This is a genomic window from Caballeronia sp. ATUFL_F1_KS4A, from assembly GCF_023630905.1.
In the GTDB taxonomy this organism is placed as follows: domain Bacteria; phylum Pseudomonadota; class Gammaproteobacteria; order Burkholderiales; family Burkholderiaceae; genus Caballeronia; species Caballeronia zhejiangensis.
The window spans coordinates 1-26,589 of the sequence record NZ_JALQEB010000009.1; the positions used below are offsets into that span (position 1 = coordinate 1).

At 63.6% G+C, this 26,589-nt stretch carries 22 protein-coding genes; 3 read left to right on the forward strand and 19 right to left on the reverse strand.

The window, feature by feature from the left end; translation table 11 throughout:
- Positions 1-152: 152 nt before the first annotated feature.
- Entirely contained in the window at positions 153-1,841 is a 1,689-nt protein-coding gene (gene phaC, locus NCS03_RS08155) for a class I poly(R)-hydroxyalkanoic acid synthase (protein WP_239295303.1), read from the reverse strand.
- Between phaC and NCS03_RS08160 the strand changes: the two genes are divergently transcribed.
- Positions 1,840-2,010: a hypothetical protein gene (locus NCS03_RS08160; RefSeq protein WP_239295302.1), complete on the forward strand. Its 171-nt coding sequence runs from the start codon at positions 1,840-1,842 to the stop codon at positions 2,008-2,010. The genes phaC and NCS03_RS08160 overlap by 2 nt on opposite strands.
- A gap of 478 nt (positions 2,011-2,488) precedes the next feature.
- Here the strand turns inward: NCS03_RS08160 and pgeF are convergent, their stop codons facing one another.
- Together pgeF and NCS03_RS08170 are read right to left on the reverse strand one after the other, a co-directional pair.
- Positions 2,489-3,325, reverse strand: a complete 837-nt coding sequence (pgeF, locus tag NCS03_RS08165; protein ID WP_250529040.1) for a peptidoglycan editing factor PgeF — start codon at positions 3,323-3,325, stop codon at positions 2,489-2,491.
- On the reverse strand, positions 3,322-4,485 hold the full coding sequence (locus NCS03_RS08170) for an RluA family pseudouridine synthase (protein WP_250529041.1): 1,164 nt from the start codon (positions 4,483-4,485) through the stop codon (positions 3,322-3,324). The genes pgeF and NCS03_RS08170 overlap by 4 nt, the downstream gene beginning before the upstream one ends.
- 97 nt (positions 4,486-4,582) lie before the next feature.
- Between NCS03_RS08170 and NCS03_RS08175 the strand changes: the two genes are divergently transcribed.
- Complete coding sequence (locus tag NCS03_RS08175; RefSeq protein ID WP_008349407.1) at positions 4,583-5,416, forward strand: outer membrane protein assembly factor BamD; 834 nt, start codon at positions 4,583-4,585, stop codon at positions 5,414-5,416.
- Positions 5,417-5,493: 77 nt separating this feature from the next.
- Here NCS03_RS08175 and yoaA read toward each other — a convergent pair whose 3' ends face one another.
- The 3 genes from yoaA to NCS03_RS08190 all read right to left on the reverse strand — a co-directional run bounded on the left by yoaA (position 5,494) and on the right by NCS03_RS08190 (position 8,929).
- Positions 5,494-7,722 (reverse strand): DNA repair helicase YoaA, encoded by a 2,229-nt coding sequence (gene yoaA, locus NCS03_RS08180; protein WP_008349405.1) that lies wholly within the window; start codon positions 7,720-7,722, stop codon positions 5,494-5,496.
- A gap of 83 nt (positions 7,723-7,805) precedes the next feature.
- On the reverse strand, positions 7,806-7,991 hold the full coding sequence (locus NCS03_RS08185; RefSeq protein WP_008349403.1) for a DUF465 domain-containing protein: 186 nt from the start codon (positions 7,989-7,991) through the stop codon (positions 7,806-7,808).
- Positions 7,992-8,092: 101 nt separating this feature from the next.
- A complete protein-coding gene (locus tag NCS03_RS08190) occupies positions 8,093-8,929 on the reverse strand; it encodes a flotillin family protein (RefSeq protein WP_051079026.1) in 837 nt (278 codons plus the stop codon).
- A 213-nt stretch (positions 8,930-9,142) separates the two neighbouring features.
- Here NCS03_RS08190 and NCS03_RS08195 point away from each other — a divergent pair, with 213 nt between their 5' ends.
- Entirely contained in the window at positions 9,143-11,479 is a 2,337-nt protein-coding gene (locus NCS03_RS08195) for a Tex family protein (RefSeq protein ID WP_008349400.1), read from the forward strand.
- 76 nt (positions 11,480-11,555) lie between these two features.
- On the opposite strand, the gene NCS03_RS08200 is transcribed toward NCS03_RS08195, so the two are convergent.
- From NCS03_RS08200 to hisS, 13 genes are all read right to left on the reverse strand, one after another.
- Positions 11,556-13,448, reverse strand: a complete 1,893-nt coding sequence (locus NCS03_RS08200) for a potassium transporter Kup (protein WP_250434818.1) — start codon at positions 13,446-13,448, stop codon at positions 11,556-11,558.
- 263 nt (positions 13,449-13,711) lie between these two features.
- Entirely contained in the window at positions 13,712-14,272 is a 561-nt protein-coding gene (locus NCS03_RS08205; RefSeq protein ID WP_008349397.1) for a phosphoribosyltransferase, read from the reverse strand.
- A 100-nt stretch (positions 14,273-14,372) separates the two neighbouring features.
- The gene (locus tag NCS03_RS08210; RefSeq protein WP_250529042.1) at positions 14,373-15,719 is read right to left on the reverse strand and encodes an adenylosuccinate synthase; all 1,347 of its coding nucleotides are present in this window, start codon (positions 15,717-15,719) and stop codon (positions 14,373-14,375) included.
- Positions 15,720-15,874: 155 nt separating this feature from the next.
- Positions 15,875-17,026, reverse strand: coding sequence for an ATP phosphoribosyltransferase regulatory subunit (locus tag NCS03_RS08215; RefSeq protein WP_250529043.1), 1,152 nt, complete (start codon positions 17,024-17,026; stop codon positions 15,875-15,877).
- Between the two features lie 113 nt (positions 17,027-17,139).
- Complete coding sequence (locus tag NCS03_RS08220; protein WP_033536382.1) at positions 17,140-17,331, reverse strand: DUF2065 domain-containing protein; 192 nt, start codon at positions 17,329-17,331, stop codon at positions 17,140-17,142.
- Positions 17,332-17,388: 57 nt separating this feature from the next.
- Positions 17,389-18,291, reverse strand: coding sequence for a protease modulator HflC (hflC, locus tag NCS03_RS08225; RefSeq protein WP_008349390.1), 903 nt, complete (start codon positions 18,289-18,291; stop codon positions 17,389-17,391).
- 10 nt (positions 18,292-18,301) lie between these two features.
- Complete coding sequence (gene hflK, locus NCS03_RS08230; protein ID WP_008349387.1) at positions 18,302-19,678, reverse strand: FtsH protease activity modulator HflK; 1,377 nt, start codon at positions 19,676-19,678, stop codon at positions 18,302-18,304.
- A 60-nt stretch (positions 19,679-19,738) separates the two neighbouring features.
- A complete protein-coding gene (gene hflX / locus NCS03_RS08235; protein ID WP_008349385.1) occupies positions 19,739-21,007 on the reverse strand; it encodes a GTPase HflX in 1,269 nt (422 codons plus the stop codon).
- Positions 21,008-21,094: 87 nt separating this feature from the next.
- A complete protein-coding gene (hfq, locus tag NCS03_RS08240; protein ID WP_008349383.1) occupies positions 21,095-21,331 on the reverse strand; it encodes an RNA chaperone Hfq in 237 nt (78 codons plus the stop codon).
- 161 nt (positions 21,332-21,492) lie between these two features.
- Positions 21,493-22,833 (reverse strand): ribosome biogenesis GTPase Der, encoded by a 1,341-nt coding sequence (gene der, locus NCS03_RS08245; RefSeq protein ID WP_008349381.1) that lies wholly within the window; start codon positions 22,831-22,833, stop codon positions 21,493-21,495.
- Between the two features lie 392 nt (positions 22,834-23,225).
- Positions 23,226-24,371 (reverse strand): outer membrane protein assembly factor BamB, encoded by a 1,146-nt coding sequence (bamB, locus tag NCS03_RS08250; RefSeq protein ID WP_008349379.1) that lies wholly within the window; start codon positions 24,369-24,371, stop codon positions 23,226-23,228.
- Positions 24,372-24,506: 135 nt separating this feature from the next.
- Positions 24,507-25,136 carry a tetratricopeptide repeat protein gene (locus NCS03_RS08255; RefSeq protein ID WP_008349377.1) on the reverse strand — a complete coding sequence of 210 codons (630 nt, stop codon included), beginning with the start codon at positions 25,134-25,136 and terminating at the stop codon, positions 24,507-24,509.
- Positions 25,137-25,238: 102 nt separating this feature from the next.
- Complete coding sequence (gene hisS, locus NCS03_RS08260; RefSeq protein ID WP_008349374.1) at positions 25,239-26,588, reverse strand: histidine--tRNA ligase; 1,350 nt, start codon at positions 26,586-26,588, stop codon at positions 25,239-25,241.
- Position 26,589: the final 1 nt, after the last annotated feature.

Below are 26,589 nucleotides of genomic sequence, written 5' to 3' on the forward strand. Positions count from 1 at the left end.
CGCGATTTTCGCGAGCGAGCCGCCGAATTTGCCTACCGCCGTACGCGCGGCCGATACGATCACTACGTCAGTCATTTCAGTTTCCTCTTGGCATCGAATGTTAATGCGGCTACGAACGGTTCCATGCGCTCGCGCGCACGGTCACGCGCCGCTCAGAAGTCGCGTTCCAGCACGTAACGGCCGGGTGCGGCCTCGATCACCGGGTAAGTCTTCGATCCCTGCGCCGCGCCCGCCTTGACCTGCTCGCCCGCGTTCGCGGCGAGCCACTTCGACCAGGTCGGCCACCAGCTTCCGGGATGCTCGGCGGCGGCATCGAACCACGCGTCGGGGTTCTCGGGCAGATGCCCGTCGTTGCTGTCGATCATCCAGAAGCTGCGCTTGTTCTTCGACGGCGGATTGATCACGCCCGCGATATGCCCCGACGCGCCGAGCACGAAGGTCTGCGGTCCGGAGAGAATCGGCGCGGAGGCATAGGCCGATTTCCACGGCACGATGTGATCTTCGCGCGAGCCGTAGATGAAGGTCGGCACCGTGAGACGCGACAGGTCGACCGGCTCGCCGCACACCTTCAGCGCATTCGGCGTCTTCAGCTTGTTCTCGAGATACGTGTTGCGCAGATACCAGACGCACATCGGGCCGGGCAGGTTCGTCGAATCGCTGTTCCAGAAGAGCAGATCGAACGCTTGCGGCGTGCGGCCCTTGAGATAGTTATCGACGACGTAATTCCACACCAGATCGTTCGGTCGCAGATACGAGAACGTATTCGCGAACTCGATGCCGCGCATGAGACCGGCTGGCGCGCCGTTCTTGCCGCCGATCGCCTGCTCGCGCATCTGCACGTGCGCCTCGTCGACGAACACGTCGAGCACGCCGGTATCCGAGAAGTCGAGCATCGAGGTGAGCAATGTCATCGATGCGGCCGGTTCCTCGCCGCGCGCCGCCGCCACCGCGAGCGCGGTCGCGAGAAGCGTCCCGCCGATGCAGAAACCGAGCGTGTTGATCTTGTCTTCGCCCGTGATCTCCTGCACGACGCCGATCGTCTCCAGCACGCCTTGTTCGACGTAGTCGTCCCACGTCTTGTGCGCGATCGACTGATCCGCGTTGCGCCACGACAGGATGAACACCTGATGCCCTTCTTCGAGCGCATAGCGCACGAGCGAGCTTTCCGGCGACAGATCGAGAATGTAGAACTTGTTGATGCAAGGCGGCACGATCAGAAGCGGGCGCGCATACACCTTCGGCGCGAGCGGCTTGTACTGGATCAGTTGCACGAGTTCGTTCTCGTACACGACCGAGCCTTCCGTCGATGCGATGTTCTTGCCGACGAGAAAGCGCGATTCGTCCGACTGCGAAATCTTGCCGCGCTGCATGTCGGCGAGCAGGTTCAACATGCCCTGGCGCAGGCTCTCGCCCTTGCTTTCGATGAGCGTCTTCTGCGCGTCGGGATTGAGCGCGAGGAAGTTGCTCGGCGCGGCCGCGGCCGCCCACTGCTGCACCGTGAAGCGGATGCGCTCGCGCGTCTTCGGATCGCTCTGCACGGCGTCGGCGAGTTCCTGCAGATAGCGCGCGTTCAGCAGATACCACGCGGCGGTGAACGCATATGCCGGCGTGGATTGCCATGCTGTGTCGGTGAAGCGACGATCCTTCAGCGCCGACGGATCGATGCTCTGCGCGCCCGCCTGCTTGAGCAACTCGGCGGCATCGCGCGAATAGTTGCTCTGCAACTCGTGCAGACGCTCGGGCGCGATCGCGGCGGTCGGAATCTTCGGCAACGTGGGCAACCCCTGCATCGCCGCGCCGAAGCCCGGCATGCTGCTCGCGAGCTTGGCGAATTCCGCCATGCCGTTCATCTTCGTGAAATCGGGCATCTGCGGCATGGCGCCGGACATCGGAAACGACGGGAATGCCGTCGACGGAAATCCGTTCGGAAATCCGTTGGCGAATGCACTGAAAGCAGCGAACGGCAATGCCGCCGCCGCGGCCGCATCATTCGCGCTATTCGTCTGCTGAGTGAATTTCGACCACTGCGCGGGATCGGCGACGCTGCGCCACGCGTTCAGCCATTGATCGAACGCCTGCTGTACGCCTGTCGTTTCGGCGGATGCTTCTGCCGAGGTGCTGTCGGCGGTACGGGAGCGGGAAGATGAGGAAGTAGATTTGGAAGCCATACCCGCTATTGACCTGTGAGTCTCGGAAGACTTGGATTGCTGATGCAGGCATCGCCGGGCTTTCCTCGACCAGCGCGCAAGTGTTGGTGCGCCTTATGCGCGTGGCAAGTCTGAGCCTTGCTACGCCGTGCCCGATTGATTGAATTCCAGGAACATTCTTGCTCTAGGATGTCAGGCATGTCAATGCTTCGTCCCGATTTTGCCGCAGTGCGATATTTTTTTAATTATCGTTTTCCCCCATGCGAAATGTTGCGTTCGCAAGGGGTTTCGTCATAGGCAAGAAACGATAGTTGGGTATGTTCCAACACTAATGACAATGGTCATTCATTGAGCCAGATCATTGCGGCCATGCGGCCCGTCACGCGATCGCGTCGATATGAATAAAAGCGCTCTTTTTCCGTGACGGTGCAATGCGTGCCGCCGTGAACGCGCGCGGCATCGATGCCTAGATCGGCAAGACGCATACGCGCGAGCGCGTAGATATCGGCGAAATACTTGGCCGGTGCGCCGCAGACGGGACGGAACGCGGCGCTCGTCGCGTCGCGGCGATCCTCTTGCGACGCTGCGATGAAGGCGTCGAGCACGTCTTCGCCCACTTCGAACGCCTGCGGCCCGATGGCCGGCCCGAGAAACGCGTTGAGCGACGAGGCCGGCACGCCCGCGAGCGACGCGACGCGCTCGCCCGTCTTTTCGATGATGCCGCCCGCGAGACCGCGCCAGCCCGCGTGCGCGGCGCCGACCGCGCGGCCGTCGTCGTCGCAAAACAGCACCGGGAGACAATCGGCCGTCATCACGACGCACACGACGCCCGCGCGATCCGTCACGCTGGCGTCGGCGCGCGTGCGCTCGCCCTGCGCGAGGCGCTCGATGACGGCGCCCGCCTCCACGACTTCCGTGCCGTGGATCTGCTCGAGCCACGCGGCTTCGCGCGAACCCGTCAACGCGAGCGCGCGGCGGCGATTTTCCTTCACCGCGTCAGGCGCATCGCCCGTGGAAAAACCGAGATTGAGGCCACCCGCGCCGGGCTCGCCGCCGCCATAAGGCGCATCGCTCACGCCGCCATTACGCGTCGTGACGAATGCCCGCACGCGCGGCGACACGTTCCATTGCGGCCAGAGACAGTCTTTCGATGGCAAATTCGCAGCGTCGCGCGTCATGCTTCGTCGTCCTCGTAATCTTCGTCGTCCCAGTCGCCTTCTTCGCCTTCGCCCATTTCATAGACTTCGGCGAAATCGTCGCCCTCATCGAACTCGACTTCTTCGTCCTGTCCGAAGCCGAGCTCCGCGGCGAGCGTCGCGATGTCTTCGGGAACGTCCGCGCGCCAGTGCACTTCCTTGCCCGTCGCGGGATGGATCAAGCCGAGGCGCCACGCGTGCAGCGCCTGTCGCGCGAATTCGTTGGGCAGCGGCTTGACCGACCGCTTGCCGCGCGCGTGCCCGTACACCGGGTCGCCCAGCAGCGGATGCTGGATATGCGCGCAATGCACGCGAATCTGATGCGTCCGGCCGGTTTCCAGATCGCAATGGATGGCGCTGACGGGCTGGCCGTGCCACGTCGTGCGGTCGATGGTGCGGAAATGCGTGCGCGCGGGCTTTCCCGACGCAGTCTTTACCACCGCCATGCGCGTGCGCTCGCGCGGATCGCGGCCGATGGGCGCGTCGATCGTGCCTTCGTCGGGCATGTTGCCCCACACGAACGCGACGTAGCGGCGTTTCACCGTGCGCGCCTGCAACTGCCGCACGAGGTCGGTTTGCGCCTCGAGCGTGCGCGCGACGACCATCAGCCCGGACGTTTCCTTGTCCAGCCGATGCACGATGCCCGCGCGCGGCAGCCCGGCGGCGGCATCGCCGTAACGATGCAGCAGGCCGTTGAGCAGCGTGCCGCTCCAGTTGCCCGCGGCCGGATGCACGACCATGCCCGCGGGCTTGTTGATGACGACGAGCGCCTCGTCCTCATAGACGATATGCAGCGGCACCGGCTCCGGCGCGAACGCGAGCTGCTCGGGCAGAAGGTCGGGGACGAGCGTGATCGTCGCGCCGAGCGGGACGGGCTGGCGCACTTTCGCGCCCGCGCCGTCGACCAGCACGCGCCCTTCCTCGATCCAGCCCTGCAACCGGCTGCGCGAGAACTCGGGGAAGATTTTCGCGAGCACCTTGTCGAGCCGGTCGCCCGCGAGCTCGTCGGGCACGCGGGCCGTGCGCGGCGCTTCGCGAGCCGCGCCGCCGCCCGAATCGGCCTGCGCTGCGTCGTCGGGGGTAGCGCATGGGCTATAATCTTTGAGTTGGTCTTTGGTACGACGAGTACTTGAGCGGGTCATTTGAACGAGATTCGGCGGCATGGAAGAACAGCCGCGCCGGAAAAACAGCTAGAACAGCGAAGAATCAACTAGATTTAGCCAGGAACAGCAAGCACTGATGCGAGCCTTCAACACCATTCATCTCTCGATGCGTCAATCGATCAAGTATCTGGCGCTGGCCGCGAGCGTCGCCATCGTCACGGCCTGTCACGGCCTGCCCGAGAAGACCGACGAAACGGCAACATGGAATAACAACAAATTATATACGGAGGCCCAGGACGCGCTATCCGGCAGCGACTGGGGCAAGTGCGCGAAGTATTTCGAAGGGCTCGAAGGCCGCGATCCGTTCGGCCATTTCGCACAGCAGGCGCAGATCAACGTCGCGTACTGCAACTGGAAGGACGGCGAAACCGCCAACGCCGACCAGGCCATCGACCGTTTCATCAAGCTGCACCCGGATCATCCCGAAATCGCGTATGCGTACTATCTCAAGGGCATGATCCACTTCAACGACGACTTGGGCCTCTTCGGCCGCTTCTCGGGTCAGGACATGAGCGAGCGCGATCCGAAGTCGCTGCGCGAGTCCTACGACGCGTTCAAGGTCGTCGTCGACAAGTATCCGCAAAGCAAGTACGCGCCCGATGCCGCGCAGCGCATGCGCTATATCGTGAACGCGCTCGCATCGCATGAAGTGCACGCCGCCGATTATTACTATCGCCGTGGCGCGTATGTGGCCGCGATCAATCGAGCGCAGCTCGCCATTCGCGAGTACAAGAACGCGCCGGCAACCGAAGACGCGCTGCACATCATGATGCTGTCGTACGAGCGTCTCGATCAGCCGCAACTCGCCGACGACACCAAGCGCGTGCTCGCAGCGACGTTCCCGGACAGCCCGTATGTCACCGGCAAGCGGCGCGCGGGCGCTGACAAGCCTTGGTATCAGATCTGGTAGTCCAGAAAGCAAAAAGCGAAACGGCCGGTTGATCACCGGCCGTTTTTTCATGTCGACGAGAATTGCGAACCCGATGCTTATTCGGCCAGTTCCGTCTTCCACTTCGCGGCATCGCTGAAAAACTCGCGCACCACGTCCAGCTCGCGCGTGCGCTTGAACGGCGGCAGGCTTTGCCAGATGCGCCGGCCGTAAGGCTTGTCGACGAGCCGCGTGTCGCAGATCATCAGCACGCCGCGATCCGTCTCCGCGCGAATCAGCCGCCCCGCGCCCTGCTTGAGCGTGATGACCGCCTGCGGCAACTGATGCACGGCGAACGGGCTCAAACCTTTCTTCGTCAGCGCGTCGAGGCGCGCGGCCAGCACCGGATCGTCGGGCGGCGCGAACGGCAGCTTGTCGATGACGACGAGCGACAACGCATCGCCGCGCACATCGACGCCTTCCCAGAAGCTCTGGCTGCCCACCAGAATCGCGTTGCCATAGGCGCGGAAACGGTCGAGCAGTTCGGTGCGGCTCGCATCGCCCTGCACGAGCAGCGGATTGTCCCAGCCGCGCCGCTCGATCACATCGCGCATGCGATTGGCGATGCGGTCGACGGCGCGCAGCGTCGTGCACAGCACGAACACGCCGCCGCCCGCCGATTCGATCACCGGCAGCGCGGCATCGAAGACGGCATCGGTGAATTGCGGCGACGACGGTTGCGGCAGATTGCGCGGCACGTACAAAAGCCCTTGCGACGGATAATCGAACGGGCTCGGCAGCGTCATCGAACGGCGCGCGTTGAGGCCCATCTGCGCCGCGTAATGCGTGAAGTCGCCGCGCACCGAGAGCGTCGCGGACGTGAAAATCCACGCGCGCGGCACGCCTGCGCGCTGCTTCGCGAAGATCGGCGCGACCGAAAGCGGCGTTTCGTGCAACTGCACCGTGTGCGAAAACACCTCGATCCAGCGCACCATTTCGTTCGGCTCTTCCTTCGCGGCCTCTTTCGCGACGTCCTCATCCGCGACGACGGCGCGTTCGAGCGATGTCGGCGGCGTCGTCCAGCCCGCGAGCAGATCCTGCAACTCGCGCGCGCGGCGCACCAGCGCCTGCAACGATTCGGCGCGTTCCGCATGCGAGGACAGCGCCGCGGCAAGCGCCGAAAGATGCGTCTCGAGCGTGTCGAGCGCCTCGAAGATCGGATGGTCGTCCGGCAACTGGCCGAGCGACAGACGCACCGAATCTTCCTTGAACGCGAGCCGCACGTCGCGCGCGGCGCGCTCCAGCGCCGCGCCGAGCTTGGTCCAGTCGGCGGCGTCACGCGCGTGCGACAGACCTTCGGCGACGGTATCGCGGGCGAGTTCGAGCAGTTGCGTCGTCGAAAGCGTCTCGCCGAAGAAGAGTGTCGCGGTTTCGGGCAACTGATGCGCTTCGTCGAAGATGATCGTGTTCGCCGTCGGCAGAAGCTCGGCCATGCCGGTGTCGCGCAGCATCACATCGGCGAAGAACAGATGGTGATTCACCACGACGATGTCCGCCTGCTGCGCCTCCTTGCGCGCCTGCATCACGAAGCATTCCTTGTAGTGCGGGCATTCCTGACCGAGACAGTTGTCGCGCGTGGACGTGACCATCGGCCAGACGGGCGAATTCTCCGGCACGCTCGCGAGTTCGGCCTTGTCGCCGGTGCGCGTGATCTTCGCGAAACGGACGATCTCCTGCAGATGCGACGTGTCCTGGCGCGTCGGCAGACGGCCGTTGTCCGCGGTGCGCTCCAGATAGTAGTGACACAGATAGTTGGCGCGGCCTTTGAGCATCGCGACCGAAACCGGAACGGCGAGCGCGTCGCGCACGGTCGGAATGTCGCGCTGAAAAAGCTGATCCTGCAGATGCTTCGTGCCCGTCGACACGATGACCTTGCCGCCCCACAGCATCGCCGGCACGAGATACGCGTAGGTCTTGCCGGTGCCCGTGCCCGCCTCGACGATGAGCGTGTTCTCGCCGCCGTCGATAGCCGCCTTCGCCGTCGCGATGCCGATGTCATCGGCCGGCTGCTCGTCGGGCGCATAGGGTTTGTCGGACGGGCCGAGCTTGCGCGCGGGGCGGCGCTGCGCCTCGAACATCGCGGGCTCGGGCATTGCGCGGCCGGACGCTTCCATCGCGGCGGCGACGGAACGCGCCATTTCGATCTGCGATGCACGCGGCCGATAACCGTCGATCGCGCGTGCGAGCAGACCTTGCGCGGAAAAGATGGCGTCCAGCTCGACGCCGCGTTTATCGGTCAGCGCGAGCGGCGCGTTCGCGTCATCACTGGGTTGTGCGGGTGAGTTCAAGGCGTGCTAAATCCTGCGGGTTTCGGCGCGGCCGCGCACACGAGGCGCCGTCGCAGCACGCGCTCGCGGCGGGCACGCGGCGTTCAGTGCGCGTCCGAGTCAAGCTGCAATTGCAGCAGGAGTATGGTGTCTTTCACCTTGAGCTTGCGCTTTTTCAGGCGCCTCAGCTCGAGGTCATCGATGCCGGACATCTTGTCGATCAGCGTGTCCAGACTGTGATGCTCGTCCTGCAACTGCGCGATGCGATCGCGCAGCAGGGCGGCATCCATGGCGGGTTGTCGGGGTGCGTGCGGGGATTCACTAAAGCGCTGCTGCATGCTCGCCTCCTTTCATCCACTTGGCGCGGGCCCGTTCGACGAGCCCGACTGCCCTATTTACCTTGCTGCTGTTGTTGCTGCTGCTGCAGTTTCAATTGCTCCTGGCGCTGCTGCTCTTGCTGCTGCGCCTTTTCCTGCGCTTTTCTCGCGGCTTCTTTCTGACGCGCTTCGACTTCCGCGCGATGCTGCGCGGCTTCCTGCTGCTTCTGCTCGTAGCGCTGCGCCTTTTGCTCGCGGTCCTGCGCGTCCTGCACGCCGCGCGCGCGCGCTTCGTCGAGTTGCTTCTGGTAGTCCGCCTGCTTGCGGTCGTACGCCGCCTGGTTGGCCGCGCGTTGCGGCGCTTCGGCTTCGCGCTGGGCGGCGGCCAGCGCGTTCTGACGTTGCCTGTCCTCGTAGGCCTGCTGGCTCGCTTTCTCGTTCGCCGCGCGCTGCGGCGCTTCGGCCTCGTATTGCGCCCGCTTGATCGCCTTCTGCTGATCGCGTTGCTTCGCCCGCTCGGCGCGCTGCTCGTCGTCGAGCGCGAGCTGTTCCTGGCGGATTTGCTGGCGCGTCTCGCGCATCTCGTTGCGCGCGTTGTCCAGACAATGATTCACGAAGAACTTGCTATAGCAGTCGTGCTCTTTCACGCCGTAGCGGTAGTTGTTTTCCTCGGTGCGCCGGTCGAGCACCTTCTGGCGCTGGGCGAAATCGGCTTGGAGGGAATCATCGGCGCTTGGCTGAGCCGCTGCATCCGGGGCACGAGCACTCACGGACGTGTCCGGGTCGACGGGCTTGGCGGCTTGAGCGAGCGCGCGCTGCGGCGCGAATGCGCCCGCTGCGCAAAGCAGCAAAACCGCCGCGGTAACCGGCACGTTTGGAAGGCGAAAGTTGGGCAAATGGATGGACGGCAACGTGATAAAGAATCAGGCGCAAAACGGCTCGTGCGATGCCCAAATTCTATCACCGCACGCCGGAGCGCTTCGCCATTTATGGCAAAATCCCCCGCTTCAGCAACCCGGTCCGAACCTGGCTCGTCACAGCGTCACCCGCCCGCGGCGCCTCGCTTTCGCGAAGCCGCGCACACGGCGCGGATCTCGCCGGCGAGCCGCAGACAGCGCAGAATCATGACGGAAACCGTAGCACTCAAGATCGTACAGCGCATTGCCACCGAACTCACCGTGCAGCCGCGCCAGGTCGCCGCCGCCGTGCAGCTTCTCGACGAAGGCTCGACTGTCCCGTTCATCGCCCGGTATCGCAAGGAAGTCACCGGCAATCTCGACGACACGCAACTGCGCACGCTCGAAGAGCGCCTGCTCTACTTGCGCGAACTCGAAGATCGCCGCGCGGCGATCCTGCAAAGCATCGACGAGCAAGGCAAGCTCACCGACGAACTGCGCGGCGCCATCGAAAGCGCCGACAGCAAGCAGGTGCTGGAAGACCTCTATCTGCCGTACAAGCCCAAGCGGCGCACGCGCGCGCAAATCGCCCGCGAAGCCGGTCTCGAGCCGCTCGCGCAGGCGCTCCTCGCCGATCCCACGCTCGATCCTCAAACGGAAGCCGCGAAATTCGTCGATGCGGAAAAAGGCGTCGCCGATACCAAAGCCGCGCTCGACGGCGCGCGCGACATCCTCTCCGAGCAGTTCGGCGAAACCGCCGAGATCCTCGGCAAGCTGCGCGAGCATCTGTTCAATCAGGGACTCGTCATGTCGAAGGTGGTGGACGGCAAGGAAGGCGAGGAAGGCGAAAAATTCCGCGACTACTACGACTACAGCGAAACGATCCGCACCGTGCCGTCGCACCGCGCGCTCGCGCTGTTCCGTGGCCGCAACGCAGGCGTGCTGAGCGTCAAGCTGGGCTTGGGCGAAGAACTCGACGCGCAGATTCCGCATCCGTGCGAAGCGATGATCGCGGGCCACTTCGGCATCGTGAACCGCTCACGCGCTGCCGACAAATGGCTCGCCGACGTCTGCCGCTGGTGCTGGCGCGTGAAGGTTCAGCCGCATATCGAAACCGAACTGCTCACGCAATTGCGCGAAGAAGCCGAGCACGAAGCCATTCGCGTGTTCGCGCGCAACCTGAAGGACTTGCTGCTCGCCGCGCCCGCGGGTCCGAAGGCCGTGATCGGCCTCGATCCGGGCCTGCGTACGGGCGTGAAGGTGGCGGTCGTCGATCGCACCGGCAAGCTGCTCGCGACCGACACCATCTATCCGCACGAGCCGCGCCGCGACTGGGACGGCTCCCTCGCGAAGCTCGCGCGCATCGCGCAAGCCACGCAAGCGGAACTCATCTCGATCGGTAACGGCACGGCCTCGCGCGAAACCGACAAGCTCGCGAGCGAACTCATCGCGAAGCATCCGGAACTGAAGCTGCAGAAGATCGTCGTGTCGGAAGCGGGCGCGTCGGTGTATTCGGCGTCCGAACTCGCCGCGAAGGAGTTTCCGGAACTCGACGTCTCGCTGCGCGGCGCGGTTTCCATCGCGCGGCGTCTGCAGGATCCGCTCGCGGAGCTCGTCAAGATCGAACCCAAGGCGATCGGCGTCGGCCAGTATCAGCACGACGTGAATCAGCGCGAACTCGCGCGTTCGCTCGATGCTGTCGTCGAGGATTGCGTGAACGCCGTCGGCGTCGACGCGAACACGGCCTCCGTCGCGCTGCTCGCGCGCGTGTCGGGACTGAACGCGACGCTCGCGCGCAATATCGTCGATTTTCGCGATGCCAACGGGCCGTTCCCGTCGCGCGAGCATCTGAAGAAGGTGCCGCGTTTGGGCGACAAGACCTTCGAGCAGGCAGCCGGTTTTCTGCGCATCAACAACGGCGAGAATCCGCTCGATCGCTCGTCGGTGCACCCGGAAGCGTATCCCGTCGTCGAGCGCATTCTCGCGAAGATCAAGAAGCATATCGGCGATGTGCTCGGCAAGCGCGAAGCGTTGACCGGTCTCTCGCCGACCGAATTCGTCGACGATCGTTTCGGCCTGCCGACCGTGCGCGACATTCTCGCCGAGCTTGAAAAGCCGGGCCGCGATCCGCGCCCCGAGTTCAAGACGGCGACGTTCAAGGAAGGCATCGAGAAGATTTCGGATCTCGTGCCGGGTATGATCCTCGAAGGCGTAGTGACGAACGTGGCGGCGTTCGGCGCGTTCGTGGATATCGGCGTGCATCAGGACGGCCTCGTGCACGTCTCGGCGATGTCGACGAAGTTCATCAAGGATCCGCACGAAGTCGTGAAGGCCGGTCAGGTCGTGAAGGTGAAAGTGCTGGAGGTAGACGTGAAGCGCCAGCGCATCGCCCTCACCATGCGTCTGGACGACGACTTCGCTCCGGCTTCATCGGGCGCGGGCGGCGGCGCGGGTTCGCAGCGCGGCGGCGGTCAGGATCGTCGGTCGGGTCAGCGTCCGCAACAGCGTCGCGAGCCGGAACCGGCCGGCGCGATGGCAGCGGCGTTCGCAAAACTGAAACGATAAAGCCTCACGGCGTCAGCAAAAAACCCCACGTCTTGCGACGTGGGGTTTTCTTTTTGCGCTTCGCAACGATGCAGCGTCAGATTTCGATCTTCGTGCCCAGTTCTACCACGCGATTTGCGGGAATGCTAAAGAAATCGGTGGGCTTCGCCGCGTTCTGATGCATCCACGCGAACACGCGCTCGCGCCACACCGACATGCCCGGCAGTTCCGTCGGCACGACTGTCTCGCGCGCCATGAAGAACGACGTGTCCATCAGCTCGAAGGTCATTGCGTGGGTGCGCGTGATCTGTTCGAGCACGGCCTTCACGTCCGGCGTCTCGTTGAAACCGTACGCCGCCTTCACGAGGAACAGCCCGCCGCCGATGTCCTTCACTTCGAGACGATGCGCGTCGTCGACATAAGGAATGTCACGCGTCGTGAAGTTCATGAAAATGGTGCGCTCGTGCAGCACCTTGTTGTGCTTGAGATTGTGCAGCAGGCTCACGGGCACGAGCGAATCGCTGCCGGTGAGATAGATCGCCGTGCCCGACACGCGATGCGGCGGATGCGCGAGCAGGCCCTGCAGAAACGGCATCAGCGGAATGCCGTCCGCGGCCGTGCGGTCCTTCACGATCATGCGGCCCTTGTACCAGGTCATCAGCAGGAAGAAGAGCGCCCCGCCGATGCACAGCGGCAGCCAGCCGCCCTGCTCGACTTTCAGCAGGCTCGCGCCGAAAAAGCCAATGTCGATCATCAGGAACACGGTAATCATCCCGCCGACGAGCCAGCGGTTCCAGCCCCACAGATTCACCATCACGACCGACACGAGGATCGTGGTCGTCAACATCGTCGCGGTGACGGCCAGACCGTACGCGGCGGCAAGATTCTCCGAGCTTTTGAAGCCGATGACGATGCACAGGATGATGAAAAGCAGCATCCAGTTGACGAGCGGAATGTAGATCTGGCCGATCGCGAGCTCCGAGGTATGCAGGATCTTCATGCGCGGCACGTAGCCGAGCTGGATCGCCTGGCTCGTCAGCGAATACGCGCCGGAAATGACCGCCTGCGATGCGATCACCGTCGCGACCGTCGACAGGATCACGAGCGGCAGCAAAGCCCAGTCGGGCGCGAGCAGGAAGAACGGATTCTCTATTGCCTTCGGATCGTGCATCAGCAACGCGCCCTGGCCGAAATAGTTCAGCAGCAGCGACGGCATCACGAAGCCATACCAGCCGTAACGGATCGGCTTCACGCCGAAGTGACCCATGTCCGCGTACAGCGCTTCCGCGCCGGTCAGGACCAGCACGACCGACCCGAGCACGATATACGCCTGCAATACGTGCTGCGCCATGAAGGAAATCGCGTAGTACGGATTGAGCGCGACGATAATGCGCGGCTCGATCACGATATGCGCGGCGCCGAGCACAGCGAGCGTCGCGAACCACACGACCATGATCGGGCCGAAGAGCTTGCCGACCACTGCCGTGCCGTGGCGCTGAATCCAGAAGAGCAGGATCAGGATGACGATCGTGATCGGCAGCACGTAGGGCGTGAGTTTGGGCGCCGCGATCTCCAGACCTTCGACTGCCGAGAGCACCGACATCGCGGGCGTGATGACCGCATCGCCATAGAACATGCATGCGCCGAAGATGCCGAGCATCATGAGCACGCCGGAGACCTTGCCGGCCTCTTTCACGCTGCGCAGCGCGAGCGTCGTCATTGCGAACACGCCGCCTTCGCCGTTGTTGTCGGCGCGCATGACGAAGAGCACGTACTTGACGGCGACGACCATGACGATCGCCCAGAAGAGCAATGAGATGACGCCGAGAATCGACGCCTCGGACAGGCCGATGCCGTGCGACGGGCTAAAGGCTTCCTTCAATGAGTAGAGAGGACTCGTGCCGATGTCGCCGAAAACGACGCCGATGGCCGCAAGCGCAAGCGAGGGCAATGGTTGTTTATGCTCGTGCGCGTGAGTCGTGTTAGTCATAAAAGCGAGATATCCGTCCAGAGCGGAAAGAAACGAACGCCATTCTATCTAACGTCGCACGCCAAGATGCCGTCTCGCGTGTTGCTGCAGCGCCACGAGAGACGCGATTGAGAGTGTAGCATCGCGCCCCGCACGCGTCGGCAAGCGCGTCGGACACAATCCTTCGCGCTTCGCTGTTCGCTGCAGCCAATGAAAAACGCCGTTGCGCCCGGCTTGGTGCCAGGCGAACGGCGTTATCGGCGCGAACGGTCAGGCCGTGGCGCTCAGCCGCGGCCGTTTTGCGTGCCGCGCTTGATCCATGCGCCGAGGTTGTGCGGACGGACCGTGTCCCACTCCTCGAACGGCTGATGAATCCACGGATTCGTTTCAAGATGCTGAACGTGATAGTCGGGCTTGACCTTGGAGCATGCCTTGTACCAGAGCACCGCGGAGCGCACGGCCGTGATCGCCGGATAACGTTCCTTCAGATGCTCCTGCACGCGTGCGAGCGTGACGCCCGAATCGACCAGATCGTCGACGAGCAGCACATTGCCGGACAGATCGCCGCGCGTCATCGTGATGTATTGCGCGATGTCGAGATCGCCCTGCTCCGTGCCCGCCGCCTCGCGGTACGAGCTCGTTGCGAGAATGGCGAGCGGCAGGTCGTAGATGCGCGAGAGCTGGTCGCCCACGCGCAGGCCGCCGCGCGCGAGGCATAGGATCTTGTCGAACTTCCAGCCCGACTCGTGCACCTTCAGTGCGAGCAGTTCGATCAGCCGGTGGTATTCATCCCAGCCGACCCAGAGGTTCTTGTCGTCGTTGCGCGGGTCCGTCATCGCGATCATGGTGAGGCTCTTTCAAATGCTTAGGTTATATACGAAATGTGGCCGCAGAAGCGGCCACATTCTTTACAGCGTCCGGTTGCGGTCGAGGCGCTTGTCGCGCTCAGACCTTGAACGGATGACGGAGCAGGATGGTTTCGTCACGGTCCGGACCGGTCGACACCATGTCGATCGGCACGCCCGCGACTTCCTGCACACGCGTGAGATAGGCGCGCGCGTTCTCCGGCAGGCCGTCCCATTGCGTGATGCCGATGGTGCTTTCCTTCCAGCCGCCGAACGTTTCGTATACCGGCTCGCAACGCGCGACTTCCGATGCGCCGCGCGGCAGGATATCGACCGGCTTGCCGTCGAGCGTGTAGCCGGTGCAGAGCTTCACTTCATCGAGGCCGTCGAGCACGTCGAGCTTCGTGATGCACAAGCCCGAGACGCCGTTGATCTGGATCGCACGGCGCAGCGCGGCGGCGTCGAGCCAGCCGGTGCGGCGCGGACGGCCCGTGACCGAACCGAATTCCTTGCCGACGGTCGCGAGATCCAGGCCGACCTTTTCCTGGCGTTGCGGATTGTCGGCATCATACAGCTCGCTCGGGAACGGGCCCGAGCCGACGCGCGTGCAATACGCCTTCGTGATGCCGAGAATGTAGTTCAGACGCTGCGGCCCGATGCCCGCGCCGGCCGTTGCCGCACCCGCGACGCAGTTGCTCGACGTGACGAACGGATACGTGCCGTGGTCGATATCGAGCAGCGTGCCTTGCGCGCCTTCGAACAGCAGATTGCTGCCGGTGTGGTTCGCGTCGTAGAGGCGGCGGGAGACGTCCGTGACCATGGGCGCGAGACGGTCGGCATAGCCGAGCATCGTGTCGAGCGTTTCCTGGAAATCGACGGCTTTCGCGCCGAGGTATTGCGTCAGCACGAAGTTGTGGAAGTCGAGCGCTTCGCGCAGGCGTTCCTCGAACACCGCACGGTCGAAGAGATCCTGCACGCGCAAGCCGCGACGCGCGACCTTGTCTTCGTACGCCGGGCCGATGCCGCGGCCGGTCGTGCCGATCTTGCCGGCGCCGCGCTTGGCTTCGCGCGCCTGGTCGATGGCAACGTGGTACGGCAGAACGAGCGTGGCGGCTTCGGAAATGAAAAGGCGCTTCTGGACGTCGATGCCAGCCGCTTCCAGTTCGTCGATTTCCTTGAACAGCGCTTCCGGCGACAACACGACGCCATTGCCGATGTAACAGGCCGTGCCCGCGCGCATGATGCCCGACGGAATGAGGCGCAGAATGGTCTTCTTGCCGCCGATGAGGAGCGTATGGCCGGCGTTGTGACCGCCCTGGAAGCGCACGACGCCTTGGGCGTGGTCCGTCAGCCAGTCGACGATCTTGCCCTTGCCCTCATCACCCCACTGGGTGCCCACCACGACGACGTTGCGCCCCGGGTTCACATTCACTGCACTGGCAGACATGTTGATTCGTTAGCTGGTTAAAAACGTATTTTACCTATGTTCGCGAAAGGTTCCGAGTTTTTCGGGACGCGTTTCGCGATTTCGTCACGCTCGCGCGATTGGAATCGGCTAAGCAAAATCCCTTGCCGATCAAGCGACTGTATGCGCTGGCCGCTTCAGGGGCGGGTTTCGACCGTCCACTTGCCGTCACGTTCGACGAGCACGCGATCGAACGCGAATTCGTCCAGATCGTGTTCATGGCCGGGCAGCGCCTGGATCACCACTTCGCCCGCGTCGCGGAGCGCAAGAATCGCCGCGCGCAGCGGCTCGTCGTGCCTCCACGGTGCGAGGATCGCGCTGCCGCGCGCGTCGACCGGGGAAATGCGCGCCACTTCGCGCAGATCGAGCGAAAAGCCCGTCGCGGGCCGCGCACGGCCGTAGGCCAGACCGACGTCGTCGTACCGGCCGCCGCGCGCGACCGCGTTCGGCACGCCATCGACGTAAGCCGAGAACATCACGCCGCTGTGATATGCATAGCCGCGCAAGTCCGCGAGATCGATCATCAGTTCCGCGCCTTCGACTTGCCCTGCGAGAAACGCGAGATCGTCGAGCGCGCGCGCGATCACCGGCAGATTCGGCAGACGGCCACGCGCGATCTGCAGCACCGACGCATCGCCGTACAGCGACGGCAGCGCGCGCAGCGCCTCGCGCGGTACCTGTCCGAGATGCGCGGTCAGTTCGTGGAGGCGCGGCACGTCCTTGCTCGCGAGCGCGTCGTAGAGCGCCTCGCCGAGCGACGCCGCGGCCGGCTCGAGTTCCAGCAACGCGGCAAGCACACCCGCGTGACACAGATCGAGACGCACTTTCGTCAGACCTGCGAGATGCAGCGAGTCGAGCATCAATTGCTGGATCTCGAGATCCGCTTCCAGTCCTGCGTGACCGTAGATTTCCGCGCCGATCTGAATCTGCTCGCGCGTGGCGTGCAGCCCGCGCGGACGCGTATGCAGCACGACGCCCGCGTAGCACAGACGCGTCACGCCCTGACGATTCAGCAGATGCGCGTCGATGCGCGACACCTGCGGCGTGATGTCCGCGCGCAGGCCGAGCGTGCGCCCGGACAGCTGATCGACGAGCTTGAAGGTGCGCAGATTCAGGTCGCTTCCGCCGCTCGTCAGCAGCGATTCGAGATACTCGAGCATCGGCGGCATGACGAGTTCGTAGCCGTAGGACCGGAAACGGTCGAGCAGACGGCGGCGCAACTCTTCGATCTTGCGGGCTTCCGACGGCAGAACGTCGGCGATATTCTCGGGAAGTAACCAGGTGGACATCGATGCGATTCCTACGGGACGCGAGGCTCGACGCTTCGTGCGTGGCGCTCGTCGGTCAGGGACGAAAGATAGAAACAAGATAGGCGAAACGGTGCGATGCTGCCGGGCGCGGCTCACGTCGCGATCAGGAGCAGAATCAGGCCGAGCACCATCGCGACCAGCCCGCCGATGCGGATGTGGTGCGTCGGCCGCTCCGCGATGCGGCGAAAAGTGTCGCGCCACGCGGTCGGAAAAACGAAGGGAAACATACCTTCGATGATCAGCATCAACGCAAGAGCGAGCAGTAACGTCTCGGCCATGTCCAAGGGATTTTTATAGGCCACGCAGCCAGCACAGGCTGGCCGCGCGGCGCGCGCACGGGATCAGCGCTTCACCGTGGCCGGAGCCGGCGTGTCAGCCGCGCCGCCGGTCGGGCTCTTCATGAAGCGGAAGAAGTCGCTGCTCGGATCGACGACGATGACGTCGCCCGGCTTGAACGTCTTCTTATACGCTTCGAGGCTCTGATAGAACTGGTAGAACTGCGGATCGCGTCCGTACGCATCGGCCGCTATGGCCGCCGCCTTGCTGTCTCCTTCGCCCTTGATCGACTGCGCCTGGCTGTACGCGTCGGCGAGAATCGCCTGCTGCGTGCGCTCGGCGTCGGCCTTGATCTTGTCCGCCTCCGCCGTGCCCTTCGCGCGCTCGTTCGCCGCCGCCTGCTGGCGCGCCGCGATCATGCGCTTGTAGACCGCATCCGCTACGGCCGGCGGGAAGTCGATGCGCGTCATCTGCAAATCGACCATTTGCACGCCGAATGCCGCGGCCGCGCCTTCCACGCTCTTTTGCGCGTCGGTTTCGATGGCCTGCTGATTGCCGAGCGCGTCCGTCAGCGAGCGCTTCGCGAAGCCGCTCGCGAGCGCGGTGCGCGTGAGCGCGGTGATGCGTTCCTCGGCCGTCTGCGTGTTCTTCTCGTTGCTTTCGAAGAGCTTCAAGGGATCGGCGACGCGATACTTGATCACCGTGTTCACCAGCACTTCGTTCTTGTCCGATGTCGAGAAACGATCGGCGCCGGATTCGTCGATGGTGAGCGTACGCGTGTCGATGAGCGTGAGCGTCTGGAACGGCGGCGGCAGCTTGAAATGCAGCCCCGGGCCTTCGAGACGCGGATTGCCTTCGCCATGCGCGGCGACGACGGCGGCATGCCGTTCGTCGACGGTAAAGATCATCGACGATCCGATGAAAAGCACGATCACGACAGCGACGATGAGCGCAAAAATTCGATTCATGTCGCGCTCCTTATTGCAGGTCGTCTTGACGACTGCGGGAGCGGAACGCATCGCGCGAACGCAGCGGATCGCCGCCGGCATTGGCGCTCGCGCCGCTGGCCGCGCTGGCCGGCGCAACCGCGGCCGGCGCCGATGCGCTCGCCGCGCCCTGCGCGCGCGCCTGAGGCGCTTCGGACGCGCCCGACGCCACCGCGCCGCTGGCGGCATCCGCCGATTCCTTCACCTGCTGTCGATTGGCTTCGACGAGCTTGTCGAGCGGCAGATACACCACGTTATTGCCGGCCTTGCTATCGACGAACACCTTCGTCGTGCGCGAGTAGATCTGCTGCATCGTGTCCAGGTACATGCGTTGACGAATGACCGCGGGCGCCTTCGAATATTCCGCGTACACCTCTTTGAAGCGCTCCGCGTCGCCCTGCGCCTGCGTGACTTCGCGATTGCTGTACGCCCTCGCCTCGTCGATCAGCTTGGCGGCATCGGCCTTCGCGCGCGGCAACAATTGATCCGCGTAGGCTTGCGCCGTATCGCGGGCGCGCTCGTTGTCCTGACGCACGCGCGCCGCTTCCTCGAACGCCGACTGCACCTGTTGCGGCACCTGCACGCTTTGCACGGCGACGCCCGTCACTTGCAGACCGGTGCGATAGGTATCGAGCGAGCGCTGGATCGTTTCGATGAGGCGCGCGCGGAGGGCTTCGCGATCCTTGTAGAGCATGTCGTCCGTCGAAAGACTGCCGGCGATCTCGCGGATCGCCGACTGCGCCGCTTGCGTGACGCTGTCGTCGGCGTTGATGCTGCGGAACAGGAAATCGGTGGGCGACTTGATCTGGTATTGAACGGCGAAGCGCACGTCGACGATATCCGCGTCGTTCGTCAGCAGCGACGCGTCGCGCACGTTGCCTTGGGAGAGCGCGGTGCCGCGCCCGACTTCGACGGAGCGGATCTGCGACGTATCGACGATTTCGCTCGACTGGAACGGATACGGCAGACGCCAGTGGATGCCTTGCGCGACCGTCTGACGATATTGTCCGAACTGGGAGACGACGCCGACATGGCCGTCCTGCACGACGAACACACCGCTGCCGAGATAGATGGCGATAAGCACGCCGATAACGATGCCGAGCCCGATCTTCGTGCCGCGGCCATTCTCGCGCGGCGCGCCGTTGCCGGGCTTCCGGCCGAACACGCCCGCGATGCGGCGGTTGAATTCGCGCCACATCTCGTCGAGATCGGGCGGACCTTCGTCCTTGCCGTTCGGACGCTTGCCGTCCTGCGGACGCTTCGAGTCGTTCTTCACGCCATTGCCGTCGCCCCGCCCCCAGCGCGGATCGTTGATCGAAAAGACGGCAGGCTCAGCTTGCCGGTTAGTCCGCTCTTTGTAGTCGTTCACTCGGTGATTCACCATTAGACAGCCGGGGTCGACGCCGGGTCGATGCAATTCCGAAGGCACTCAGTGTCCGTGCTCGGGAACCTTTTGATTGTCACGCTCGACGGCCGGCCGATGGTCATCCGGCTGCGCGTTCGTGTCGTGTATGGCGTTTGACCCGGACTGCGTGGATTGCGTTGCTTCGGACGCCTCGTGCGGCCCCGGAAATTCGGCGAGCACGCTGGGTAGGCCCGCATCGGTTTCTTCGGATTCCGCCGTGGCTATTTCGGCGATGGCAGCGCGCAGCGCATCGAGCCCCTGACCCGTGCGTGCGCTCAAGAAAACGCGCGAAATATTACCATACTCGTCCCTTTCAACCGCTTCGCCACGGGCCGCGAGCTCGGGCACCGCATCGATCTTGTTGAAGACGAGAATCTGTCGAATGTTGTCCGCGCCGATGCCGCGCAACACCTCGTTCACCTGATCGATCTGATCGAGGCGCACCGCGCTCGATGCATCGACGACGTGCAGCAGCACGTCCGCATGAATGGTTTCTTCGAGCGTGGCGCGGAATGCGGCGACCAGTTGGTGCGGCAATTCGCGGATGAACCCGACGGTATCCGACACGACGACATGGCCCGCTTCCTCGCCGAGGAACACGCGGCGCGAAGTCGTATCGAGGGTGGCGAAGAGCTGGTCCGCCGCGTACGCCTGCGCTTTCGTGAGCGCGTTGAACAAGGTGGACTTGCCCGCGTTCGTATAGCCGACGAGCGACACGGACATCGTGCGATTGCGCGCGCGCTGACGTCGCTGCGTGCCGTGCTGGCGGCGCAGTTTCTCGAGACGCGACTTGAGCGCCTTGATGCGCTCGCCGATCAGACGCCGATCGGTTTCGAGCTGCGTTTCACCCGGACCGCGCAGGCCGATACCGCCCTTCTGCCGTTCGAGGTGAGTCCACGCGCGAATGAGGCGCGTCGACAGATATTGCAGTTGCGCGAGTTCGACCTGCAGCTTGCCTTCGTGACTGCGGGCGCGCTGCGCGAAGATATCGAGAATGAGGCTCGTGCGATCGACCACGCGGCGATTCAGCGCGACTTCGAGATTGCGCTGCTGCGCGGGCGCGAGCGCGTGATTGAAGATGACGAGTTCGACGTCGTTCGCTTCGCACTGCAGACGCAGTTCCTCGACCTTGCCGCTGCCGATGAACATCTTGGCATCGGGACTCTGACGGCGGCCGGTGAGCGTGACGGCGGGATGGGCGCCCGCACTTTGTGCGAGCAGACTGAGTTCTTCGAGACTGGCTTCGAAATCGATCTTGCCGAAGTCGATGCCGACGAGCGCTGCGTTAATCAAATTAATATGTTTAAGTATTTGAAGCGACCGGCGAGTTGCTTAATGTTCGCATTAGAAGTGGCAATTTCGCGCCGGCCGCGACGAGGTTTAGGACGGTTCAGCGTCCGGGTGGAAGTTCACCGGGCGAGCGGGCACGACCGTCGAAATGGCGTGCTTATAGACCATCTGGGTGACCGTATTTCGGAGCAACACGACGTACTGGTCGAACGATTCAATGTTCCCTTGGAGCTTGATGCCGTTGACCAGATAGATCGAGACCGGCACGTGCTCTTTACGCAGTGCGTTCAAAAACGGGTCTTGTAACAATTGCCCTTTGTTGCTCATAGCAAACTCCGTGTTTTTTTGCAGGTTGGAAGTATTGTGGACGAAGAAAAAGAGATCCGCCGACAATCGCTACACTATAGCTGATTTTCGCTGTTTTACGTTTCAGTAGCCGGATCGGCCAAATGGCCAGCGGCACCGAAGCGTAAGGCTTCACGCGGCTCTTACTCCTTGTCCGCGTAAGGGTTTCGACTCGATCGAAACTCTATGCGAAGTGGAGTGCCGGCGAGCCCAAAAGTTTCGCGAAAGCGCCCTTCCAGATATCGCTTGTACGTGTCCGTGATCGCGTCGAGCGCGTTGCCGTGCACGACGATGATCGGCGGATTTTGCCCGCCCTGATGCGCGTAGCGCAGCTTCGGACGCACCGGGCCACGCCGGCGCGGCTGCTGGAATTCCACCGCCTCGATGAGCGCGCGCGTCAGCTTCGGCGTCGGCAGCTTGGCCATCGCGGCGGCGTAGGCGTCGTCGACCGATTTCATCAACGCGCCGATGCCCGTCTTCTCCAGCGCCGAAACGTAGTGGAATTTAGCAAAGTCCAAAAACTTGAGCTTGCGCGTCAGGTCCGACTTCGTGCGCTCACGCACATGCGAATCGAGACCGTCCCACTTGTTCACGCCCACCACGAGCGCACGGCCCTGCTCGACCACGAAACCGGCGATATGCGCGTCCTGTTCCGAGATGTCCTGCTGCGCATCGAGGAGAAGAATGACGACGTTGGCATCCGCGATCGACTGCAGCGTCTTCACGACCGAAAACTTTTCGATCGCTTCGAACACCTTGCCGCGCCGACGCAGGCCGGCCGTGTCGATCAATGTGTATTTGCGGCCTTGTCGCTCGAAATCAACATAAATCGAATCGCGCGTGGTGCCCGGCATGTCGAACGCGATCACCCGCTCTTCGCCGATCAGCGTGTTCACGAGCGTCGACTTGCCGACGTTCGGACGCCCGACGATCGCAATCTTGACGCCATGTTTCGCCTTCTCGTCTTCCGACTCTTCCGGCTGATCCTTGTACGCGATATCCAGCGCGTCGTTGATCATTTCGACGACGCCGTCGCCGTGCGCCGCCGAGATCGCGCGCGGATCGCCGAGACCGAGCTCGTAGAAGTCCGCCGCGACCGCCGAGTACTTCATGCCTTCGGCCTTGTTGACGACGAGAAAGAGCGGCCGGCCCGTCTTGCGCAGATAGTCGGCGATCGCCTTGTCCTGCGGCGCGAGCCCATTGCGTCCATCGACGATGAACACGACGATATCGGCCTCTTCCACCGCCTGGCGCGTCTGCCGCGCCATCTCGTGCAGAATGCCGTCCTTCGCCACCGGCTCAAAGCCGCCCGTGTCCACCACGAGATACGGTCGTTCGCCGCCCACACGGCCTTCGCCGTAATGACGGTCGCGCGTCAGGCCCGGCAAATCCGCGACGAGCGCGTCGCGCGAGCGCGTCAGCCGGTTGAAAAGAGTCGATTTCCCAACATTGGGGCGCCCGACGAGGGCAATCACGGGTTTCATCTGATTTTGTTCAAGGTTGAACGCAAGGCGAACGCGGAACGGGCGGTACAACCGTCTCGTTGCGTTCCGCTACGCCGCGCAATGGCTGCGCTTGTCGAAAATTAGCATGGATTCGGCCTGCCGCACGCGAGGCGCGCTGGTCGGCCGGATCGTCGGCGGTCGTTCGCCGGTTCCGCCTCGTTCGAGGCTCTTCTTGCACGACGCCTTCGCGCGTCGCGCTTCGTTCTTGCGACCCTGCTTTTGCATGCGGGTTTTATCGCGATGCGCGCATGACGCAGCGCTTCTTTCTCGTGCGGCTCGCCGTGGCGAGCCTGCCGCGCCGCGCAACATCGACGGCGCGCTTGCTATTCAGGACCGCGAGCAAGCCTGACTCGCTCGCGGTCCGGCTGCGATCAGTTGCTCGGACGGAAACCGTAGAGATCGCCGTCATGCGTCTGCACGACGAGCGTGTTGCCCGCCATCACGGGCGCAGCGGTGATCGCGCTGCCATCGGTCGGCGCGCGGCCGATCAGTTCGCCGTTTTCCACGTTCAGGAAGTGCACGAAGCCCTTGTAATCGCCCACGACGACCGCGCGGCCGAGAATGTACGGCACGCTGACACTGCGGTTCTTCAGCACGTCCGTCTTCCAGAGCGGCGTGCCATCCGACGCGCGGAACGCATTGACGACCGACCAGTCGTCGCCGGCGGCCACGATCTGCTCGTCCTGAGCCAGGCCGCTGTCGCTCGAAAAGTTCTTTTCCCAAACCGGGCGGCCCGAATTTGCATCGAAGCAGCCGATACGGCCCTGGAACGTCACCGCGCAAGTCTGCGCGCCGACGAGTCCCGGCGCGCCGGTCACGTCGTTGATGCGCTCGACTTCGGTCACGCCCTTCGGATACGACACCGGCGCTTGCCAGAAGGCATCGCCCGATTGCAGGTTGATCGCCGCGAACGTGCCGCCGGGGAAGCCCGCCAGCACAGCCTGATTGGCCGCGAACGTCATGCCGGCCGCGACGCGCAGATTCAGTGGCACCGCGCGCAACTGGAAGATCCACTTCTGCTCGCCGGTCTGCGCGTTGAACGCGATGACCTTGCCGTCGATCGTACGCACGATCACGAGATCGTTGCCGACCAGCGGCGGCGAAACGATCTCGCCCGGCGCGGTTGCTGTCCACAGCAGCTTGCCGTCGGGGCCGAGCACGTCGACCTGCCCCTTCAGACCGCCTACGGCCGTGAGATTGCCGTCGCTGCCGACGCCCGCGGACAGATCGTCCTTCAGTTTGACCCGCCAGACGTCCTGACCGGTCTTCGCGTCGATTTTAGCGACGGAGCCGTTCGCGCCCGCGGCATAAACGTAATCGCCGACCGCGACCGGCGAGAACAGATAACGGCCAGCCTTGCCGACGCTTGCCTTCCACGCCTGGTTGACGTTCAGCACCGGCTTGAACTCCGCGAGCGGTACCGGCACGCGGCGTTCATCCTTGGTCGACGAGCAAGCGGTCAACAAGACGGTCATCGCGCAAGCGAGCGGCACGGCGTAGCGTTTCAAAAATGTCATCGGTGGACGCAACATGAATTGGTGAATTGGGTTGATCGGCGCTGCCCGCCGCGTCGCTTCATGGCGACACCGTGGCGGGCGGCTTGATTGACTGATGGCAGGGATCGAAGACGAACCGATTGGAAACCAGCCGGATCAGCCGCCGAGCGCGTCGAGCTTGAACTGAATCAGCTGACGGGCGGACGTGTCGTTCTCGGGCAGCGCCGTCAGCGCGACCTTGTAGGCCGCGCGCGCGTCGTCGCGTTTGCCTTGAGCTGCGAGCAGGTCGCCACGGCGGTCCGCGATCACGCCTTTGAACGCTTCGAGAGGCTGCTCGGCGAGCAGTTTCAGGCCCGCGTCGTAGTTCTTCTCGTCGAGCAGCACGAGCGCCAGACGCAGCTTCGCGATCTGCTTGTACTCTTCGTCCTTCGCATGGTCGATGGCCCATTGCAGTTGCGCCTTCGCGCCAGCCGTGTTGCCCGCCATGTAGAGCGATTTCGCGGCCGCGAGCGCGGTCATCTGCGCGTAGCCGGTGCCGCCGAACTTGTCTTCCATGTCCGTCGCGACGCGCTGGACCAACGCCTGATTGTTTCCGTCCACTGCCTGCTGCAGATGGTCGTAAAGCACCGACGCCTCGGCGGCCTGACGGCGCTGCCAGAAATTCCATCCGTTGTACCCGGCCGCAATGACGAGCGCCACGAGCACAACCCACGTCGTGGTGTTACCCCATTTGGCCCACCAGGCCTTTACGCTTTCAAGTGATTCTTGTTCGTCGTGATAGCTCATCGTCCAGCTATTCCTTCCTGCGTTTCAATTCCCTCAACGAGTTCCGCGCACGATGCCGGATCGCCCCGATCAGGCCCACGCGCGCGGCAATGCGCCTGAATCTCAGGCACCCTCGTCATCGGCGGTTGCAACCATCGCATTGATTAGGTATTCGGTCAAGTCTTCCGCCCGAACGTTCACTTGCTCGTTCTTTTGTCCGCCAGACGTTTCGTCGATCGAGCGGCGCAGCGGCTTGACGCCGATCATACCTTGCGCGAGTTCGTCCTCTCCGAGCACTACGGCGAACGCCGCGCCGCTCGCGTCGGCCTTTTTCATCTGCGACTTGAAGCTCGCGGACGCGCCGTCCGGGCTGCAATGCAGAATGACGTCGAGACCCGTGTCGCGCAGCCGCTCGGCGACGATGAACGCCTGCTCCGCCGCCGCTTCGCCCTGATGCACGACATAGACGTCCGTGCCTTCGGCTTCCGGCACGAGCTGCTCTTCCTTCAGCAATTCGAGGATGCGCTCGACGCCCATGGCCCAGCCGCACGCGGCCGTCGGCTTGCCGCCGAGCTGTTCGATCAGCGGATCATAGCGACCGCCGCCCGCGACCGTGCCCTGCGCGCCGAGCTTGTCGGTGACCCACTCGAACACGGTCAGGTTGTAGTAGTCGAGACCGCGCACGAGACGCGGGTTGATCGTAAAGGGAATGTTGTTCGCCTTCAAAAGACGCTGCACGCCCTCGAAGTGCTTGCGCGATGCGTCGCCGAGAAAGTCGACGAGCTTCGGTGCGTTCTGCGCGATCTCCTGCATCGCCGGATTCTTCGTGTCGAGCACGCGCAGCGGGTTCGTGTAGAGCCGGCGCTTCGCTTCCTCGTCGAGGGAATCGACGTGTTTTTCCAGATACGCGATCAGTTCCTTGCGATGCGCCGCGCGCTCTTCGGCCTGACCGAGCGAATTCAGTTCGAGGCGGATGCCGGTGAGTCCGAGGTCGTCCCACAGACGCTGGCACATCATGATGATTTCGGCGTCGGTGTCCGGCCCGGCGAAGCCAAGCGCCTCCACGCCGACCTGATGGAACTGGCGATAACGCCCGCGCTGCGGACGCTCATGACGGAACATCGGACCGACGTACCACAGACGCTTCGGGCCGTCGTACAACAGGTTGTGCTCGATGGTCGCGCGCACGACCGCCGCGGTGTTCTCCGGGCGCATCGTCAGATGCTCGCCGTTGAGCGCGTCGGTGAAGCTGTACATCTCCTTCTCGACGATGTCGGTCACTTCGCCGATGCCGCGCGTGAACAACTGCGTGTGCTCGACGATCGGCGTGCGGATGTTCTGATAGCCGTATGCGCGCAGCATCGACTTGACGGTGGTTTCGAAGAAATCCCACAACGCGGCATCCTGCGGGAGGATGTCGTTCATGCCCTTCACGCCGCTCAGTTTCTCGAGCCGTTTCTTCTGTTCAGTCATC

Excerpts from the sequence above, each read along its gene's own strand:
- NCS03_RS08160 (WP_239295302.1), top strand. The coding sequence starts at position 1,840 with ATGCCGTTCATCTTCGTGAAATCGGGCATCTGCGGCATGGCGCCGGAC.
- phaC (WP_239295303.1), bottom strand. The coding sequence starts at position 1,841 with ATGGCGGAATTCGCCAAGCTCGCGAGCAGCATGCCGGGCTTCGGCGCG.
- pgeF (WP_250529040.1), bottom strand. The coding sequence starts at position 3,325 with ATGACGCGCGACGCTGCGAATTTGCCATCGAAAGACTGTCTCTGGCCG.
- NCS03_RS08170 (WP_250529041.1), bottom strand. The coding sequence starts at position 4,485 with ATGACCCGCTCAAGTACTCGTCGTACCAAAGACCAACTCAAAGATTAT.
- NCS03_RS08175 (WP_008349407.1), top strand. The coding sequence starts at position 4,583 with ATGCGAGCCTTCAACACCATTCATCTCTCGATGCGTCAATCGATCAAG.
- NCS03_RS08185 (WP_008349403.1), bottom strand. The coding sequence starts at position 7,991 with ATGGATGCCGCCCTGCTGCGCGATCGCATCGCGCAGTTGCAGGACGAG.
- NCS03_RS08195 (WP_008349400.1), top strand. The coding sequence starts at position 9,143 with ATGACGGAAACCGTAGCACTCAAGATCGTACAGCGCATTGCCACCGAA.
- NCS03_RS08200 (WP_250434818.1), bottom strand. The coding sequence starts at position 13,448 with ATGACTAACACGACTCACGCGCACGAGCATAAACAACCATTGCCCTCG.
- NCS03_RS08205 (WP_008349397.1), bottom strand. The coding sequence starts at position 14,272 with ATGATCGCGATGACGGACCCGCGCAACGACGACAAGAACCTCTGGGTC.
- NCS03_RS08210 (WP_250529042.1), bottom strand. The coding sequence starts at position 15,719 with ATGTCTGCCAGTGCAGTGAATGTGAACCCGGGGCGCAACGTCGTCGTG.
- NCS03_RS08215 (WP_250529043.1), bottom strand. The coding sequence starts at position 17,026 with ATGTCCACCTGGTTACTTCCCGAGAATATCGCCGACGTTCTGCCGTCG.
- hflC (WP_008349390.1), bottom strand. The coding sequence starts at position 18,291 with ATGAATCGAATTTTTGCGCTCATCGTCGCTGTCGTGATCGTGCTTTTC.
- hfq (WP_008349383.1), bottom strand. The coding sequence starts at position 21,331 with ATGAGCAACAAAGGGCAATTGTTACAAGACCCGTTTTTGAACGCACTG.
- der (WP_008349381.1), bottom strand. The coding sequence starts at position 22,833 with ATGAAACCCGTGATTGCCCTCGTCGGGCGCCCCAATGTTGGGAAATCG.
- bamB (WP_008349379.1), bottom strand. The coding sequence starts at position 24,371 with ATGACATTTTTGAAACGCTACGCCGTGCCGCTCGCTTGCGCGATGACC.
- NCS03_RS08255 (WP_008349377.1), bottom strand. The coding sequence starts at position 25,136 with ATGAGCTATCACGACGAACAAGAATCACTTGAAAGCGTAAAGGCCTGG.
- hisS (WP_008349374.1), bottom strand. The coding sequence starts at position 26,588 with ATGACTGAACAGAAGAAACGGCTCGAGAAACTGAGCGGCGTGAAGGGC.